Raw genomic sequence first — 15,525 nt, 5'->3', positions numbered from 1 at the left:
AGTGACGAGACTATTGTCCCATCACCATACACACCGACGGGACACTTGTCCCATCACCTATGATGTCGTTCATGGCCCGATGGCAACCGGAGACGACCCAGCGACTCGTCGTCGCGGCCGTCGACCTGTTCACCGAGCAGGGATACGACGCCACCACGGTGGCGCAGATCGCCGAGCGCGCCGGCGTTACCAAGAGCACCTTCTTCCGGCACTTCTCGGACAAGCGTGAGCTGCTGGTCGCCGGCCAGGAGACCCTGAGCCGGTTGCTCGCGGAGGGGATCGCCGAGGCGCCCCCGAACGCGAGCCCGCTCGAGGCGGTCGCAGCCGGTCTCGAACGCGCATCCAGCGCCATGGGGCCGGCGAACCGTGAACTCGGCCCCCGCCTGAAAGCAGCCGTGGCGGCCAGCACCGAACTTCAGGAGCGAGACGCCCTCAAGAGCGTCGGTCTCGCTGCCGCCATGACCGCCGCGCTCATCGCCCGCGGTGTGCCGGACCCGACCGCGCACCTCGCGGCCGAGATGGGAGTCCTTGCCTTCAAGCGGGGCTACGCCCAGTGGTCCGAAGGCGATCGTGATGACGCACGAGGGCTCGCGCACCATGCGTTGGCCGCCCTGCGGGATCTGCGCGCGGCAACGGCGTCACTGGGTTGATCGATTCTGCGCCGGCGGGGAACGGGGAGGTGCGGCCGGGCACGATGCCGCATGCCTATGCTGTGCCGGCCGCAGATGCCTCCGGCCGGCACAGTTGATGTTCAGGTCGATCTGCCTGTCCCAGTCCTCGACCGCCAGGTGCGGCACGCTGTTCGGGCGGGCATCACCGTCCCTTCGCGACACGTGAAAGGCTGACCGCGCCGCGGTCGCGTCGGCGGTCTGTCTTCTCCGGGCCCTCTGCCCGGTCAGCCGCGCCGAGCGGGCGGCCAGCCGTGGCCCCAGCCGCCCTGTGCCATCGTCTGGAACGCCCACCCGTCCTCGGTGCGCACCAGCAGGTCGCCGTAGTGCATGCTCTCCCGCCGGCCCTCGACCGTCATCGTCGCCGTGGTCTCCACGAACACCAGGTTGGGGCTGAGGAAGTGCGGCGTCCTCGCCGACTCCAGGTCGAGCCCCGCCGTTCCGCCGCCCATGGCCTCCCGCATCGCCTCGACGTACTCCTCGCGCGTCCACTGCCGTACGGCCGCGAAGCCGCCCGGCACGTCGGTGGCCAGATTCATCGGGAAGACCGCGAGGTCGGCCAGCCGCTCGATCGCCCCCTGCTCGGCGACCGCGTCGTACTGGGCGAACCAGTCCTCGACGCTCTTCAGTTCCTCGTCGCTCGGCTCGTACACGAAATGCGCCCCTTTCTGTCGTACGTTGTACCGTACAGCATACGGAAGCCTTGTGTGCCGGGCCGGACACGAATCGGGTATGAGACGCGGATCACCGGGTAGCCGTGAGCCTCGTATGTCGTGGAAGGCTCTCAACAGGAGGACCCATGGCCGCTCCGGTCGACTGGGGAAGAGGAGTGGCCGACGCCTGGTCGTCGGTCGCCACGTTCGTCCCCAAGTTCCTCGCATTCGTCGTCGTCCTCGCGGTGGGCTGGCTGGTCGCCACGGCACTGCGGAAGGTTGTGGACGCCGTACTCGAACGTGCCGGGTTCGACCGGTGGGTCGAACGCGGGGCCGTGGGACGGGCGCTGGCGCGCAGCAAATACGACGCGTCCGGCCTGCTCGCGAAACTCGTCTACTACGCGATCCTGCTGATCACGCTGCAGATCGCCTTCTCCGTCTTCGGGCCCAACCCCGTCAGCGACCTGCTCGCCGGAGTGGTGGCGTGGCTGCCCAAGGCCGCCGTGGCGATCGTCATCATCGTGGTCGCCACCGCCATCGCCAGGGCCGTCAAGGACATCATCACCGCCGCTCTGGGCTCCCTGTCGTACGGCCGGACGCTGGCCACGATCGCGTCGGTGTTCATCATCGGCCTCGGCGTCATCGCCGCGCTCAACCAGATCGAGGTCGCGACCACCGTCACCACGCCCGTGCTGATCGCGATCCTGGCCACCATGGCCGGCATCCTCGTCGTCGGCGTCGGCGGCGGCCTGGTCCGGCCCATGCAGCAGCGCTGGGAGCACTGGCTGAACCGGGCGGAGGCCGAGACCGACACCATCCGCGCCCAGGCCGCGGCCTACAGCCGTGGCCGCGCCGACGCGATGGAGACCGTCGCCGTGCCGCGGACCGAGCAGCCGCGGCAGCGGGTGGGGGCCTTCGCCCAGCCGGCCTCCACCGCGTACCCGCAGAGCACCGCGTCCCGGGAGAACATCGCGCAGCCGGAGAACATCGCGCAGCCGGAGAACATCGCGCAGCCGGAGGACACCGCGCAGCCGGAGAGCGCCGTGCGGCCGCAGAACGTCGGCGGGAACATCCCGGGCGCGCAGGGCGCCAGGGAGGCGCCGGCGAGCCGGCCCGCGTACCCCGAGAGCACGCCGCCGGTCGCTCCGGGCGCGCCGACGACTCCCATCCCCCCGGCGGGCGCGGTCCCTCCGGGCGCCCCCGGAACCCCGCCGATGCCGCAGGACGCGCCGGGTGAGGTGGCGCGGCCCACCTCCTCCCGGCCGAATCCCCCGGAGGAGCCGCCGGCGCCGCGCCGGTGAGCCTTTCAGCCGCGCGGGGCGTCCCTCATCGGGAGGGGCGCCCCGCCGCTGTGCCGGAAGCGGTGGGGAGTCAGGCGGGTTCGGCCGCGGCGTCGAGCAGCAGGCAGACCGCGGTCATGCGGAGGGTGGCGAAGTCGAGCGGCTGCTCCGGTCCCGGCGCCCGCCAGCCCTTCTCTCGCGCGCCGTCCCAGTAGCCGATCAGATAGGCGAGCAGGGAGGCAGGCCCGACCCGCTCGCCCAGCTCCGCGATGGCGTGCTTGACGGCGGTCATGTGCTGGTCCAGCGAGGCGAGGATCCCGGGATGCTGATGCCGCAGGTCAAGGACGCGCTGCGCGAACTCGGCACGGATGCGGACAGGCCAGGACTGCTCGGACACAGAAGTCCCCCGGAGGGTCAAGGGTGATGGGTGCCTCATCACGATAAGCGCCTCCGGGAGCACAGCGATCCAGAACGCTCAGACAGGGCGACACCCCGAGCGGGAGCGTCCGGTGCGGCTCAGCGCGCGGGCAGTGCCGATCGCGGCCCAGGCCGGCACGGATGTCCGGCCCCAGGCAGGCGGAGAGGGGGCCTGGGCCGTGACAGCGCGCGTGTTCCGGCCCACGGGCGGGCGGAGAGGGTCAGAGCGGGGGCGTGCTGGAGCCGCGCACGACGAGTGTCGTCGGCAGGATCCGGGGCGGCGGGGCGTCCGCACCGTTGATCATCGAGACCACCGCCTCCGCGGCGGCGGTGCCGAACCCGGCCTTGTCCTGGGCGACGGTCGTCAGGCCCGGCGGCACGAGCGCGGCCACCTCGATGTCGTCGAACCCGACCAGGGCGATGTCCTCGGGCACCTTCAGACCGGCCTCGCCGATCGCGCGCAGCGCGCCGACGGCCATCTCGTCGCCCGCGACGAACACGGCGTCGGGCCGCTCGTCCGCCTCGAGCAGGCGGCGCATCGCGGCGTGGCCGCCCGACAGGTAGAAGTCGCCCTCGACCACGAACTCGGGACGGTGCGGCAGCCCCAGGCGGGACATCTCGTCCTGGTAGCCCCGCAGCCGCTCGGCGCCCGGACGCGTGTGCGCCGGGCCGGTGATCGTGGCGATGGCTCGCCGTCCCCGCTCGTGCAGGTGCCGTACGGCCAGGCGGGCGCCGCCCGCGTTGTCCGAGGTCACGTATGTGGCGCGGGAACCCTCGACGGGACGGTCGAGGCTGACGCAGGGGACGCCCGATTCGGACAGCCGCCGCAGTGAGGGATCCCAGGTGCCGCTGTCTATCATCACGACGCCGTCGAGGTTGTGCCTGCGCACGGCGCGCACGTAGGCGTCTTCCGTCCTCTCCCCGCTCGTGTCCCCGCTGGTGGCGAGCATGAGGAGGTGATATTCGCGCCCGCTGAGCGCCGTCTTCAGGCCGATGAGGATTTCCTGGAAGAACGGGTGCCGCCAGCCGGGTCGGCGGTGGTCGGTGTCCCACACCAGGCCGACCATGAAGGACTTCTTGGTGGCCAGGGTGCGGGCCGATTCGTTGGGCAGGTAGCCGATCTGGCGCGCCGTCCGCAGGACCTGCTCCCTGGTCTTTGCGTTCACCACCTCCGGGTTGTTGAACACGCGGGAGACGGTTGCCGGGGACACGCCGCACAGGCGTGCCAGCTCTCTGATCGTTGCCACGGATCAAACGTTATCGCATCTCGCTGTAACCGGTTTCATGTAACCGGTTTCGAGGAAAGTATGCAACCCGGGGAAGTCTGTCAAGGCGGCCGGAGATTTCGCCGATGTTAGGTTTCCGTGACTTGACATCGGGTGCCGCTGTTATGTCTCATGGCGGACGTATCGGTCGATGCTTCTCGTTGCCGCGGCTCGGCCATCGCATCTCGCAGCCACCCCCCTCCTCCCCCCTGGAGTTCACGGTGTCTGCTGCGAAACTTCGTCTGCTCGCGGGTGTGCTCGCCGCCGGTGTGCTCGCCGCCGGATGCGGCGGCTCGTCCGGCGACGGCCACATCACCCTCACCCTCAACCTGTTCGGAAACATGGGGTTCAAGGAGTTGTACGCCAAGTACGAGGCCGCCCATCCGAACATCAAGATCGTCGAGCGTACTTCGGCGTACAACGACCACCACCGCAACCTGGCCGCGCATCTGGCGACGGGCAGCGGCGCGGCGGACGTGGAGGGCATCGACACCGGCTTCATCGCCCAGTTCAGGGCGCAGCCGGAGCGCTTCGTCGACCTGCGCAAGCACGGCGCCGACGGGCTGAAGGACCGGTGGTTGCCGTGGAAGTGGCAGGCGTCGGTGGCCAAGAACGGGGCCCAGATCGGGTACGGGACGGACGTCGGCGGCCTGGCCATGTGCTACCGGCGGGACCTGTTCGAGAAGGCCGGCCTGCCCACCAAGCGGGACGAGGTGAGCAAGCTCTGGCCGGACTGGGCGTCGTACTTCGAGGCCGGCAAGAAGTACACCGCGAACAAGCCGGCGGGCGCCGGCTTCTTCGACGGCGCCGCGCAGATCTTCAACGCCATGATCGGACAGGCCGAAACCGGCTACTACGACACCTCCGACCAGGTGATCGTCGCCTCCAACCCGGCGGTCCGCTCGGCGTACGACGAGGTGCTGAAGGCCGTGGCCGACGGCGAGTCGGCCAAGCTGGTGGGCAGCTCCCCGGCGTGGAACACCGGTTTCGCCAAGAGCCAGTTCGCCACCGTCGCCTGTCCCGCCTGGATGCTCGCGAAGATCCAGGACCAGGCCAAGGCCTTCGCCGGCAAGTGGGATATCGCGGCCATTCCTGGCGGCGGCGGCAACTGGGGCGGCTCGTACCTGACGGTTCCGGCGCAGAGCAAGCACGTGAAGGAGGCGGTGGACCTGATCACCTGGCTGACCGCTCCCGAGCAGCAGATCGAGGTGTTCAAGGCGCACGGCATCCTGCCCTCGACCGTGGCCACGTACGAGAAGCCCGAGGTCAAGGACCTGAAGAACGCCTTCTTCAACGACGCCCCGGTCGGGCAGATCTTCACCACCGCCGCGCTGAACCTGAAGCCGCAGTACCAGGGGCCGCGGGCCGGTGACATCCAGACCGCCATCCGCGACGCGATCAACCGGGTGGAGGAGGGCAAGCAGGACGGCCAGCAGGCCTGGGACCAGATGCTCAAGGACGTCGAGCGCATCGAGAAGTAGCCGCGCAGCCAAGCCGGGTGACGGCGGGAGGTCAGGGCCCGCCGTCTCCCCTCTTCCCGGGATGGATCCATGACCCCCGCACGATCCAAGCCGCGGCGTCGCTGGGCCTACCAGCTCGACGTCAAGGGCTCGCCGTACCTCTACATCGCCCCGTTCTTCCTGCTGTTCGGCGCGGTGGGGATGTTCCCGCTGCTGTACACCGCGTACGTCTCGCTCACGGACTGGAGCCTGCTGGAGCCCACCCGGCAATGGGTGGGGCTGGCGAACTACGCCGAACTGCTGACCGACGACTACTTCTGGAACGCGCTGTTCAACACCGTCAGCATCTGGCTGCTGTCCACCGTGCCGCAGCTGCTCGCGGCCCTGTTCATCGCGCACATGCTCAACCGCAGCCTGCATGCCCGCACGTTCTTCCGGATGGGCGTGCTGCTGCCCAACGTGACGTCCATCGTCGCCGTCACGATCATCTTCGCCCAGCTCTTCGGCCGCGACTTCGGCATGGTCAACTGGGTGCTCGAACTGGTGGGGCTCGAGCCCGTGGACTGGCAGGCAGGCACCCTGTCCTCGCACATCGCCATCTCGCTCATCGTCATCTGGCGGTGGACCGGCTACAACGCGTTGATCTACCTGGCCGCCATGCAGACGATCCCCGAACACCTGTACGAGGCGGCGACGCTGGACGGGGCCCGCCAGTTCACCCAGTTCCGGAAGATCACGATCCCGATGCTGCGGCCGACGATCATCTTCACCGCCGTCGTGTCCACCATCGGCGGGTTCCAGATCATCGCCGAGCCGCTGCTGTTCCAGGCCGGCACGGGCAACCCGACGGGAGGCTCGGACCGGCAGTTCCAGACCGTCGGCCTCTACCTGTACGAGCAGGGGTTCGGCCTGTACAAGTTCGGCTACGCCTCGGCCATCGCATGGACACTGTGCCTGATCATCGTGGTCATGGCTCTGGTCAACTACTCGGTCACCCGCCGGATCAGGAGAAGCTGACGTGACGACGATCATCACCGAGGCGCCCCGGCAGGCGCGCGTGCCCCGCTCGCGGGCGGCCCGCTCCCACGGCGGGCGCCGCTCGGCCGGGTTCTGGACCTACGCGGCGCTGGTCGCCGTCCTGCTCGGCTCCCTGTTCCCCGTCTACTGGTCGCTCATCGTGGCGTCGCACGACAACGACGCCATCGCCCGCGTGCCTCCCGTCCTGACGCCCGGCGGGCACCTGTTCGAGAACGTCGCGCGGGTCTTCGACACGACCGCGTTCGGCAAGGCGATGCTCAACTCCTTCATCGTCTCCGGCTCGGTCACCGTCTCGGTCGTGCTGTTCTCCACGCTGGCCGGGTTCGCCTTCGCCAAGCTCCGCTTCCGGGGCCGGACGTCGCTGCTGGTCGTGGCCATCGCGACCACCACCGTGCCGCACCAGCTCGGGATCATCCCGCTCTACATCCTCATGGCGGAGCTCGGCTGGACCGGCCGGCTGGAGGCGGTGATCGTGCCCGGCCTGGTCACGGCGTTCGGCGTCTTCTTCATGACGCAGTACCTGTCGAGCGCGGTGCCGGACGAACTCCTGGAGGCCGGGCGGATCGACGGCTGCTCCACCTTGCGCCTGTTCTGGCACGTGGTGGTGCCCGCGGCGCGGCCGGCCGCGGCCGTGCTCGGGCTGTTCACGTTCATGCAGGCATGGAACGATTTCTTCTGGCCGCTGGTGGTCCTCACCCCGGAGAACCCGACCGTGCAGGTCGCGCTCTCCTCGCTGGCCAGCGGTTACACGACCGACTACGCGCTCGTGCTCACCGGCACGGTGCTGGCGACCGTGCCCGTCGTGGTCGTCTTCGCGGCCCTGGGCCGGCAGATCATCGGAGGTATCATGTCAGGAGCGATCAAGGGATGACGGCGATCGAGGAAAGCCTCACCCGGCCGCGGACCTTTCCCGCGGGCTTCGTGTGGGGCACCGCCACCGCCGCCTACCAGATCGAGGGGGCCGTCGACACCGACGGCCGGGGGCCCTCAATATGGGACACCTTCTGCAGGGTGCCCGGCGCGGTGGCACAGGGCGAGTCGGGTGAGTTCGCCTGCGACCACTATCACCGCTGGCAAGAGGATGTCGATCTGATGAAAGACCTGGGGGCGGGGGCCTACCGATTCTCTGTCGCCTGGCCGCGGGTGCTGCCCGACGGCCGCGGACCGGTGAACCGGCGCGGGCTCGACTTCTACCGGCGGCTCGTGGACGCTCTGCGCGAGGGCGGGATCGAGCCGTACGTGACCCTTTACCACTGGGATCTGCCGCAGGCGCTGGAGGACCGCGGAGGCTGGCGGGTCCGCGACACCGCCGAGCGTTTCGCCGACTACGCCGAGGTGATGTACGACGCTCTCGGCGACTCGGTCTCGCAGTGGATCACGCTCAACGAGCCGTACTGCTCGTCCGTCGTCGGGTACGGCGAGGGGCGGCACGCGCCGGGCGCCAAGGAGGGGCACGGCGCGCTGGCCGCGGCCCACCACCTGCTGCTCGGCCACGGCCTGGCCGTCGCGCGCCTGCGGGAGATGGCCAGACCCGGTCAGCAGGTCGGGGTGACGCTCAACATGTCGCCGACCGTGCCGGTGACCTCCTCGCCGCAGGACGTCCGGGCCGCGCGGCGGATGGACCTGCTGGTCAACCGGCAGTTCACCGAACCGCTCTTCGGCGGGGCCTACGCCGCCGACATGGCCGAGACGTTCGGCCGGATCACCGACTTCTCCTTCCGGCAGGACGGTGACCTGGACATCATCGGCGCGCCGGTGGACTTCCTCGGGGTGAACTACTACTACCGCCTGCATGTGGAGGCCGCGCCGTACGAGGAGGCCGACCCCGCCCTGCGCTCGGCGTTCGACCTTGGTGTGCGCACCGTCACGCCGGAGGACGCGCGCACCAGCGGGCTGGGCTGGGTGGTGGAGCCCGAGGGGCTGTACGAGACCCTCGTCGGGCTGACCTCCCGCTATCCGGACCTGCCGCCCGTCTACATCACCGAGAACGGGTACGGCGACGACGGCGTGCTCGAAGACAGCGGGCGCGTCGACTACCTGCGCGACCACCTGGCCGCGACCCGCGACGCGATGACGGCGGGCGCGGACGTGCGGGGTTACTTCTGCTGGTCGCTGATGGACAACTTCGAGTGGGCCCGGGGCTACTCCGCCAGGTTCGGCCTGGTGCACGTGGACTACGACACCCAGGTGCGCACGCCGAAGGCCAGCTTCCACTGGATGCGCGACTTCATCGCCGACCCGGTCGTCGCCGCTCCCGCCACGACGGGCCCGGTCGACATCCTGGTCGCCGGCACCCCGGGGGGTGAGCGCCCGGCGAGGGACTGAGGAGCCCGCGGGGCTCCGGGTTGACCGGCCGCGCCCTGGCACATGCCGGTCAATTCCCCCTTTGATGCGCCGAATCCGGATTAATCGGCTACGTTTTGATCAACGTACGAGCGCATCAGGGGCAGGTCGGATGAACATGGAGCAGGGTCCGCCGGGAATCGACGTGACGGTCCCCAGCGTCGCCAGGATCTACGACTACCTCCTCGGCGGCAAGGACAACTTCGCCGTCGACCGGGCGGCGGCCGAGAAGCTCATCGAGCTGACCCCGAACGCGCGTGAGGGCGTGCGGACCAACAGGCGCTTCATCCGCCGGGCCGTGACCCTCATGGCCCGGGAGGGCATCCGCCAGTTCCTCGACATCGGCGCCGGCCTGCCGACGCAGGAGAACGTCCACCAGGTCGCGCTCGGTGAAGCCCCCGACGCGCGGGTGGTCTACGTCGACAACGACCCGATCGTGCTCGCCCACGGCCGGGCCCTGCTGGCCGACAACAGCCAGACGATCGTCGTGGACGGCGACCTGCGCGAGCCCGAGGCCATCCTCAGCGACCCCCGGATCAACGAGCACATCGACTTCGGCAAGCCGGTGGGCCTGCTCATGGTGGCCGTGCTGCACTTCATCCCCGGCACCGAGGACGCCGAGCGCATCGTCGCCACGCTGCGTGACCGGCTCGCCCCCGGCAGCGCGATGGCTATCAGCCACCTGTCGTACGGCGACCTCGACGAGGAGAAGATCCGCGAGGGGCGCGAGCTGTACAAGAACACCTCCGCCGGCGCGGTCACCCCGCGCACCCACGCCGAACTGCTGCGGTTCTTCGACGGGTTCGACCTGGTGGAGCCGGGTCTGGTCGTGACCGAGGAGTGGCGGCCCGAGCCCGACGAGCCGAAGCTGCCGAGGATTCCCGGCGTGGACGGCTACGCCGGCGTCGGCCTGCTGCGCTGACCCGGCCTCGGTGAGAGGGCCCGCCGCGGGCGAGCGGCGGGCCGGTCACCGGATCACGCGGCCGCGATCCACAGGTCGGGGCCGAACACCTCGTAGTGGATGCCGGAGGAGGGCACGCCCAGCTCGACCAGCTGCGCGCGCACGGCCCGCATGAACGGCAGCGGCCCGCACAGGCAGGCCACGACGTCCCCGGGCAGGTCGATCGCCGACAGGTCGGCCAGGCCCACGGCGGCGACGTGGTCTGCGGCATGCTCCTCCGGCAGGTCCTCGTACCAGCGGTGCAGGGTGGCGCCGGGCAGGGCCGCGACCAGGTCCGCGAGTTCGTCGCGGTGAACGTGCGCGTCCGGCGAGCGGTCGGCGTGCACGACCAGCACGCGCCGCTCAGAGCCGGTGGCGGCGAGGTGGTCGAGCATCGACAGGATGGGGGTGACCCCGATCCCCGCGGAGGCGAGCAGCAGCGGGCCGTCGCCCTCGGGCAGGGTCAGGTCGCCGAAGGGCGCGGAGACCGCGAGCACGTCACCGGCCCGGACATGCTCGTGCAGCCAGGCGGAGACCTCGCCCTCGGGGGTGCCCTCGCCGCGCACCCGCTTGACCGTGATCCGCCAGTCGCCGCGCTCCGGGGCGTTCGACAGGCTGTACTGCCGGATCTGCCGCGCCCCGTCGGGCAGCGTCACCTGGACGCTGACGTACTGGCCGGGCCGGAAGGACATCGGGGTGTCCGGGCGCAGGAGGAAGGAGACCACGTCCGCCGTCTCGTCGCACCGCTCGACCACCGTGGCCCGCGTCCAGCCCCGGCCCGCCTCGCGGTAGAGGCCGCGCTCCAGGCCGATCAGCGTCTCGGCCATGAGCCAGTAGACCTCGTCCCACGCCTGGGCGACCTCGGGCGTCACGGCGTCGCCCAACACCTCGACGATCGCGCCGAACAGGTATTTGTGCACCACGGCGTACTGCTCCTCGGTGATGCCGAGGGAGGCGTGCTTGTTGGCGATCCTGGACAGCATCGTGCCGGGAAGCACCCCCGGGCGCTCCACCAGCGCGGTCGCGAACGCGGCGATCGAGCCCGCCAGCGCGACGCGCTGCTCACCGTTGGCCTGGTTGCCGCGGTTGAACAGGTCGCGCAGCAGCTCCGGGTTGTCGGCGAACATCGTGTCGTAGAAGCGGGCGGTGATGTCCTGGATCGCACCCGCGATCACGGGCAGGGTGGCGCGGACCGTCGCGGCCGACTCCGGGGAGAGCATGGCATCCTCCAAATTGGTATCTAATATGCAAATTTAACGCCACGAACCTGCTGGTTCTTCCCATTGATGCAGGTCAGGAGAGACTGAGTAGCACCGGCCTCGACGACGAGGAGGCCAGCTGATCCACGGTGATCGGATCGAGGGAGGCGTAGAAGGCCTGCTGTGCCGCGCGCAGCGCGCCGCGCAGGCTGCAGACGGCCCGCAGCGGACAGGGGATCTCCCCCTCGCAGGTGACGACCTCCTCCTCTCCCTCCAGTTCGCGGACCAGCCAGCCGATCGAGGCCGTACGGCCGAACTCGGTCAGCTCCAGGCCGCCCCCGCGTCCCCGGCGGGCCTCCACGACGCCGAGGTGCTGCAGGCGGGCGATGGCCTTGGCGGTGTGGTTGTAGGGGATCACCATCGCGTCGGCCACCTGGCGGGTGGTGAGCGATGCCCCCGGTTCCAGGACCGCCAGGCGCATGGTGACGCGCAGGGCCAGGTCCGTGAACTTCGTCAACCGCACACCCTGACGCTATCAAATCGGTATGTAGCACTCCAATTTGGGGTGCTACGTACGGGAGCGAAGTTGTCGGTGGCCGGTTCTAGGGTGGACCCCATGACGACTCTTGCCGATCGCCCGAACACCGCGCTGCTGGTCATCGACGTGCAGAACGGGGTGGTGGCGGGCGCCCCCAACCGCGACGCCGTCATCGCGAACATCGACACCCTGGTCGGCAAGGCCCGCGCGGAGGACGTGCCGGTGATCTGGGTGCAGCACTCCGACGACCACGATCTCCAGCAGGGGAGTGAGAACTGGCAGTACGTGCCTGAGCTGATCCGCCAGGACGCGGAGCCGCTCGTCCACAAGAGGTACGGCGACTCGTTCGAGGACACCGGCCTGGAGGCGCTGCTCGCCGAGCGCGGGGTGGGCCGTCTCGTCGTCACCGGCGCCCAGACCGACGCGTGCATCCGCTCGACCCTCCATGGGGCCTTCGTCCGTGGGTACGACGTGACGCTGGTCGGCGACGCGCACACCACCGAGGACCTCACCGCCTACGGCGCGCCGGCTCCGGAGCAGGTGATCGCGCACACGAACCTCTACTGGCAGTGGCAGAGCGCCCCCGGCCGCCGCGCGGGGACCGTCGGCACGGCGGAGGTGACCTTCACCACCGACGCGGGCTGAGGTTCCGGCGCGGCTGAGGGGGCATCACCGAGGGTGAGCGGGCCGCGGATGGGGACGGCGCCGCTCACCGTCTGAACTTGAGCGTGGTGGACGTGACCGCAGCCGCCTGTCCCGAAGACCTCGTCCGGGCCGTCCGGGCGGTGGGCGTGCGTGACGAGCGCCTGCTCCAGGCCGTGCGCTCGACCCCGAGGGCCGGTTTCGTCCCCACCGAGCACATCGCCCACGCGTACGAGGACGTGCCGATCCCCATCGCGCACGGGCAGGTGACGACCCAGCCGTCGCTGTCGGCCACGATGATCGAGGGACTGGGACTCACCGGCCGGGAGCACGTGCTGGAGGTCGGCAGCGGTCTCGGCTACCAGACCGCGCTGCTCGCCCGCATGGCCGCCGACGTGGTCAGCGTCGAGTTGTGGCCCGACCTCGTGCGCGGGGCTCGCCGCAACCTCGCCCGGCAGGGCATCCGCAACGCGGAGGTGCGCGTCGGCGACGGCGGCCAGGGGGTGCCCGGGCACGCCCCTTACGACGCCGTCATCGTCTCGGCCGCCTTTCCCACGGTCCCCGCGCCGCTGGTCGAGCAGTTGCGGCTCGGCGGTCGCCTGGTGCAGCCCATCGGCACGGGCGGCCGCGAGGAGGTCGTGTTGTTCGAGCGCACCGTCATCGGCCTCGAACCGCGTCAGGTCCTCACGCTGGCCCGCTTCGTCCGCCTCCACGGCCGCTACGGGTACCCCTCCTGACCGTACGGCCGGCCTCTGGGAGGATGTCCGGGAATCCGCATGCTCGACGCCTGGAAGATGTGCGTCAATTGGCGTAGGGCGGCTTTTCGTTGATCTATTCGACCGACGGCTCGTGCCGTAAGATCAAAATCGCCCTCTGATTCATCGAGCCGATCGGGCCGCGATTGCGAAGAGTTTCCATCACCCATGACGGTGACGAGGAAGAGGAGCGGCCACTCCACGGATGCGGGAGTGCGGCGCTGCTCGCTCTGGGGATCGGCCTCGGCGGACCCGTCCTGGACGCGCGCCTCGTCACAAGAATGCAGCTGAACTGCACGGGGAGCCTCAACGCCCCGGAGAAGTTCGCGGGATTCCTGTGGCTGATGGAGAGGGTCCTGGTGTTCGGGGCCATCGCGTTCGTCTCCGTCATTTCCGTCGTGCTGCTGGATGCCGCCTCGCGGAGATTCGCATTCCTCGGGTGGTGTCACTGGGGAAGGGCGCTCCTGCTGAGCTTGACCCTCGCGATCGCCGCGTCGGCCGTGATCGTCGTCCATGACGTCCACGCCGCGGGCCTGCGTCTTTGCTGAGGAGAAGGTGATGGACGCCGAATCCGGCGACGCGAAGCCGCGTTTCCCGAGAAAATCATCCCGCGCGGCCCTCGTCGTCCTGGTCCTGACGGCCGGATTGCTTGCCGCGGGTACGGCCGTCGCATTCCGTCGGTACGAGAACACGTCGCGAATCGCCGCGGCGTACGAGCTCGCTCTCCGCGGCGCGGAGTTGCGCGAGTCCCGGCCGGAAGACGCGGCGTTGCTGGGTGCGGCGGCCGTGTCGATCCGGCCGGACGAGGTCACCCGGGCGAGCCTGGCCGACACGTTGCTCCTCCACCGTCGCAGCGTCGTTTTCGGCACCGTGAACGTCGACTCGGTGGCGATAAGCGCCGACGGAAGTCTGGCGATCACGAGTGACCTCCACACCGGCGTGAAGATTTGGGAATTGTCGTCCGAAATGGACGACAGTGTCGAAGCAAGCGATATCTCCGCTCTCAAAGATCACGAAGGCTGGGTGACCGCGATCGCGTTGACGCCGGACGGAAAAGTCGCGCTGACCGCCGGCAGTGATGATGGCTCGATGAGCGTCTGGGATCTGACCCATCCACGCCGCCCGGTCAAGGCCGGGGGAATGGTGGTGGGCGATGTGGTCAACGGGGTCACGAAGGTGGCGCTGGCCGCGGACGGGCGCACCGCGGTGGCCGGCACCGAGAACGGCGACGTCACCCTGTGGGATCTGACCAGGAAGTCCCATCCGGTCCGGTTGTCCGAGCTGCGCGGTGCGAAGTCGCGCGTCGGGGGTCTGGCGATGAGCGCCGACGGGCGCACGGTCGTGTCCGCGGCGGGAGGTAGCGGCGTCGTATGGGACGTCACCGACCGGGCTCGGCCGGTTCGACTGGCGACGTTGGACCGGCCCGGCTCCACCGTCGAGGGCGTCGCGCTCAGCGCCGACGGACGCACCGCTCTGGTGGGTGGGCTGACAGACGTCGATCGGCGCAACGGGGCGCACATGTGGGACCTGTCCACACCGGCGAGGCCCGTTCACCTGGCGACTCTGCCCGCCCGCATGTCGGAGGTCTACAACGTGGCGCTGGCGGCGGACGGGAAGACCGCCATGACGAGCGGGTTCGGCGGACTGACGATGCTCTGGGATCTGCGGGATCGGTCGCGTCCGGTGCGGACGGCCACTCTCAAGGGGCCTGCCACGCTTGCGAACGGCGTCGCCATGGCCGCATCCGGGACGACGGTGATGATGGCCACGCCGAGGTGGGGTGCTTTCACCTGGAACATCGCAGGGGTCGGCGAGGATCCACTACGGACCTTCTGCGACGGCCCGCGATATTTCCAGCACGTCGACCGGCAGTGGTGGGACCGCTGGATGGACGGACATGCCTGGCCGCCCGCTCTCGACGAAGCGGAGGACATCGCGCCGTGCTCGCAGCTCTGACGGCCACCCCCGGCCATGCCGCCGATGCCGAAAGGCGGAAAAGTGCGTGAGCGCGTCCGGCGGACCTTCGCCCTGAGTATGCACGATCGGAGGGCTGCGGAATTAGGAACACCCGAATGTCGGGTTGAGGTCACAGCAAGACGTCTTATCGCAGGTAATCGCACGCATCCGTCCCGTGATCAAGCTTGTGTCATGAGGGTGATGTCGCAGATCGGCGAGGTCCACAGGGGCTGAGCGACCGCCAGCGGTTTGGGTAATGCGGCAAAGCAAATTTTATGCCCTCTTTACGTCATGATCGTCGGCAGGTACCTTTTGATCACTTTGCTGAAGATCGCTCCGGTGTCGCCGAGCCTCTCCTGAAGCTCTGCTTC

General features: G+C 69.5%; 16 protein-coding genes. 11 read left to right on the top strand and 5 right to left on the bottom strand.

The window, feature by feature from the left end; all coding sequences use genetic code 11:
• Positions 1-71 precede the first annotated feature (71 nt).
• A complete protein-coding gene (locus FH610_RS23295; RefSeq protein ID WP_139576749.1) occupies positions 72-650 on the top strand; it encodes a TetR/AcrR family transcriptional regulator in 579 nt (192 codons plus the stop codon).
• Between the two features lie 245 nt (positions 651-895).
• On the opposite strand, the gene FH610_RS23290 is transcribed toward FH610_RS23295, so the two are convergent.
• Positions 896-1,321: a nuclear transport factor 2 family protein gene (locus FH610_RS23290; protein WP_139576748.1), complete on the bottom strand. Its 426-nt coding sequence runs from the start codon at positions 1,319-1,321 to the stop codon at positions 896-898.
• 146 nt (positions 1,322-1,467) lie between these two features.
• Between FH610_RS23290 and FH610_RS23285 the strand changes: the two genes are divergently transcribed.
• Complete coding sequence (locus FH610_RS23285) at positions 1,468-2,622, top strand: mechanosensitive ion channel family protein (protein ID WP_139576747.1); 1,155 nt, start codon at positions 1,468-1,470, stop codon at positions 2,620-2,622.
• Between the two features lie 70 nt (positions 2,623-2,692).
• Here the strand turns inward: FH610_RS23285 and FH610_RS23280 are convergent, their stop codons facing one another.
• Positions 2,693-2,998, bottom strand: coding sequence for a DUF6401 family natural product biosynthesis protein (locus tag FH610_RS23280; protein WP_139576746.1), 306 nt, complete (start codon positions 2,996-2,998; stop codon positions 2,693-2,695).
• Between the two features lie 241 nt (positions 2,999-3,239).
• The gene (locus FH610_RS23275; protein WP_139576745.1) at positions 3,240-4,265 is read right to left on the bottom strand and encodes a LacI family DNA-binding transcriptional regulator; all 1,026 of its coding nucleotides are present in this window, start codon (positions 4,263-4,265) and stop codon (positions 3,240-3,242) included.
• A 239-nt stretch (positions 4,266-4,504) separates the two neighbouring features.
• Here FH610_RS23275 and FH610_RS23270 point away from each other — a divergent pair, with 239 nt between their 5' ends.
• From FH610_RS23270 to FH610_RS23250, 5 genes are all read left to right on the top strand, one after another.
• Positions 4,505-5,764, top strand: coding sequence for an ABC transporter substrate-binding protein (locus FH610_RS23270; RefSeq protein WP_240809138.1), 1,260 nt, complete (start codon positions 4,505-4,507; stop codon positions 5,762-5,764).
• Positions 5,765-5,833: 69 nt separating this feature from the next.
• The gene (locus tag FH610_RS23265) at positions 5,834-6,760 is read left to right on the top strand and encodes a carbohydrate ABC transporter permease (RefSeq protein WP_139576743.1); all 927 of its coding nucleotides are present in this window, start codon (positions 5,834-5,836) and stop codon (positions 6,758-6,760) included.
• A 1-nt stretch (position 6,761) separates the two neighbouring features.
• Positions 6,762-7,652, top strand: a complete 891-nt coding sequence (locus FH610_RS23260; RefSeq protein WP_139576742.1) for a carbohydrate ABC transporter permease — start codon at positions 6,762-6,764, stop codon at positions 7,650-7,652.
• A complete protein-coding gene (locus FH610_RS23255; RefSeq protein WP_139576741.1) occupies positions 7,649-9,106 on the top strand; it encodes a GH1 family beta-glucosidase in 1,458 nt (485 codons plus the stop codon). The genes FH610_RS23260 and FH610_RS23255 overlap by 4 nt, the downstream gene beginning before the upstream one ends.
• 130 nt (positions 9,107-9,236) lie before the next feature.
• Positions 9,237-10,046, top strand: a complete 810-nt coding sequence (locus FH610_RS23250) for an SAM-dependent methyltransferase (protein ID WP_338104575.1) — start codon at positions 9,237-9,239, stop codon at positions 10,044-10,046.
• A gap of 53 nt (positions 10,047-10,099) precedes the next feature.
• Here FH610_RS23250 and FH610_RS23245 read toward each other — a convergent pair whose 3' ends face one another.
• Together FH610_RS23245 and FH610_RS23240 are read right to left on the bottom strand one after the other, a co-directional pair.
• Positions 10,100-11,284 (bottom strand): globin domain-containing protein, encoded by a 1,185-nt coding sequence (locus tag FH610_RS23245; protein ID WP_139576740.1) that lies wholly within the window; start codon positions 11,282-11,284, stop codon positions 10,100-10,102.
• A gap of 73 nt (positions 11,285-11,357) precedes the next feature.
• Positions 11,358-11,786 carry an RrF2 family transcriptional regulator gene (locus tag FH610_RS23240; protein WP_139576739.1) on the bottom strand — a complete coding sequence of 143 codons (429 nt, stop codon included), beginning with the start codon at positions 11,784-11,786 and terminating at the stop codon, positions 11,358-11,360.
• A gap of 93 nt (positions 11,787-11,879) precedes the next feature.
• On the opposite strand from FH610_RS23240, the gene FH610_RS23235 reads away from it, so the two are divergent.
• The 4 genes from FH610_RS23235 (at position 11,880) to FH610_RS23220 (ending at position 15,154) form a co-directional block, all read left to right on the top strand.
• The gene (locus tag FH610_RS23235; protein ID WP_139576738.1) at positions 11,880-12,446 is read left to right on the top strand and encodes a cysteine hydrolase family protein; all 567 of its coding nucleotides are present in this window, start codon (positions 11,880-11,882) and stop codon (positions 12,444-12,446) included.
• An 83-nt stretch (positions 12,447-12,529) separates the two neighbouring features.
• Positions 12,530-13,180 carry a protein-L-isoaspartate(D-aspartate) O-methyltransferase gene (locus FH610_RS23230; RefSeq protein ID WP_240809141.1) on the top strand — a complete coding sequence of 217 codons (651 nt, stop codon included), beginning with the start codon at positions 12,530-12,532 and terminating at the stop codon, positions 13,178-13,180.
• Positions 13,181-13,479: 299 nt separating this feature from the next.
• Positions 13,480-13,746 carry a hypothetical protein gene (locus FH610_RS23225; protein WP_139576737.1) on the top strand — a complete coding sequence of 89 codons (267 nt, stop codon included), beginning with the start codon at positions 13,480-13,482 and terminating at the stop codon, positions 13,744-13,746.
• Between the two features lie 10 nt (positions 13,747-13,756).
• Positions 13,757-15,154 carry a WD40 repeat domain-containing protein gene (locus FH610_RS23220; protein WP_161628062.1) on the top strand — a complete coding sequence of 466 codons (1,398 nt, stop codon included), beginning with the start codon at positions 13,757-13,759 and terminating at the stop codon, positions 15,152-15,154.
• Positions 15,155-15,525: the final 371 nt, after the last annotated feature.

The sequence above is a fragment of the Microbispora catharanthi genome, from assembly GCF_006334915.2.
Classification (GTDB): Bacteria; Actinomycetota; Actinomycetes; order Streptosporangiales; family Streptosporangiaceae; genus Microbispora; species Microbispora catharanthi.
The sequence above is the reverse complement of the archived record's forward strand: the minus strand, read 5'-3'. Positions and strand labels throughout refer to the sequence as shown.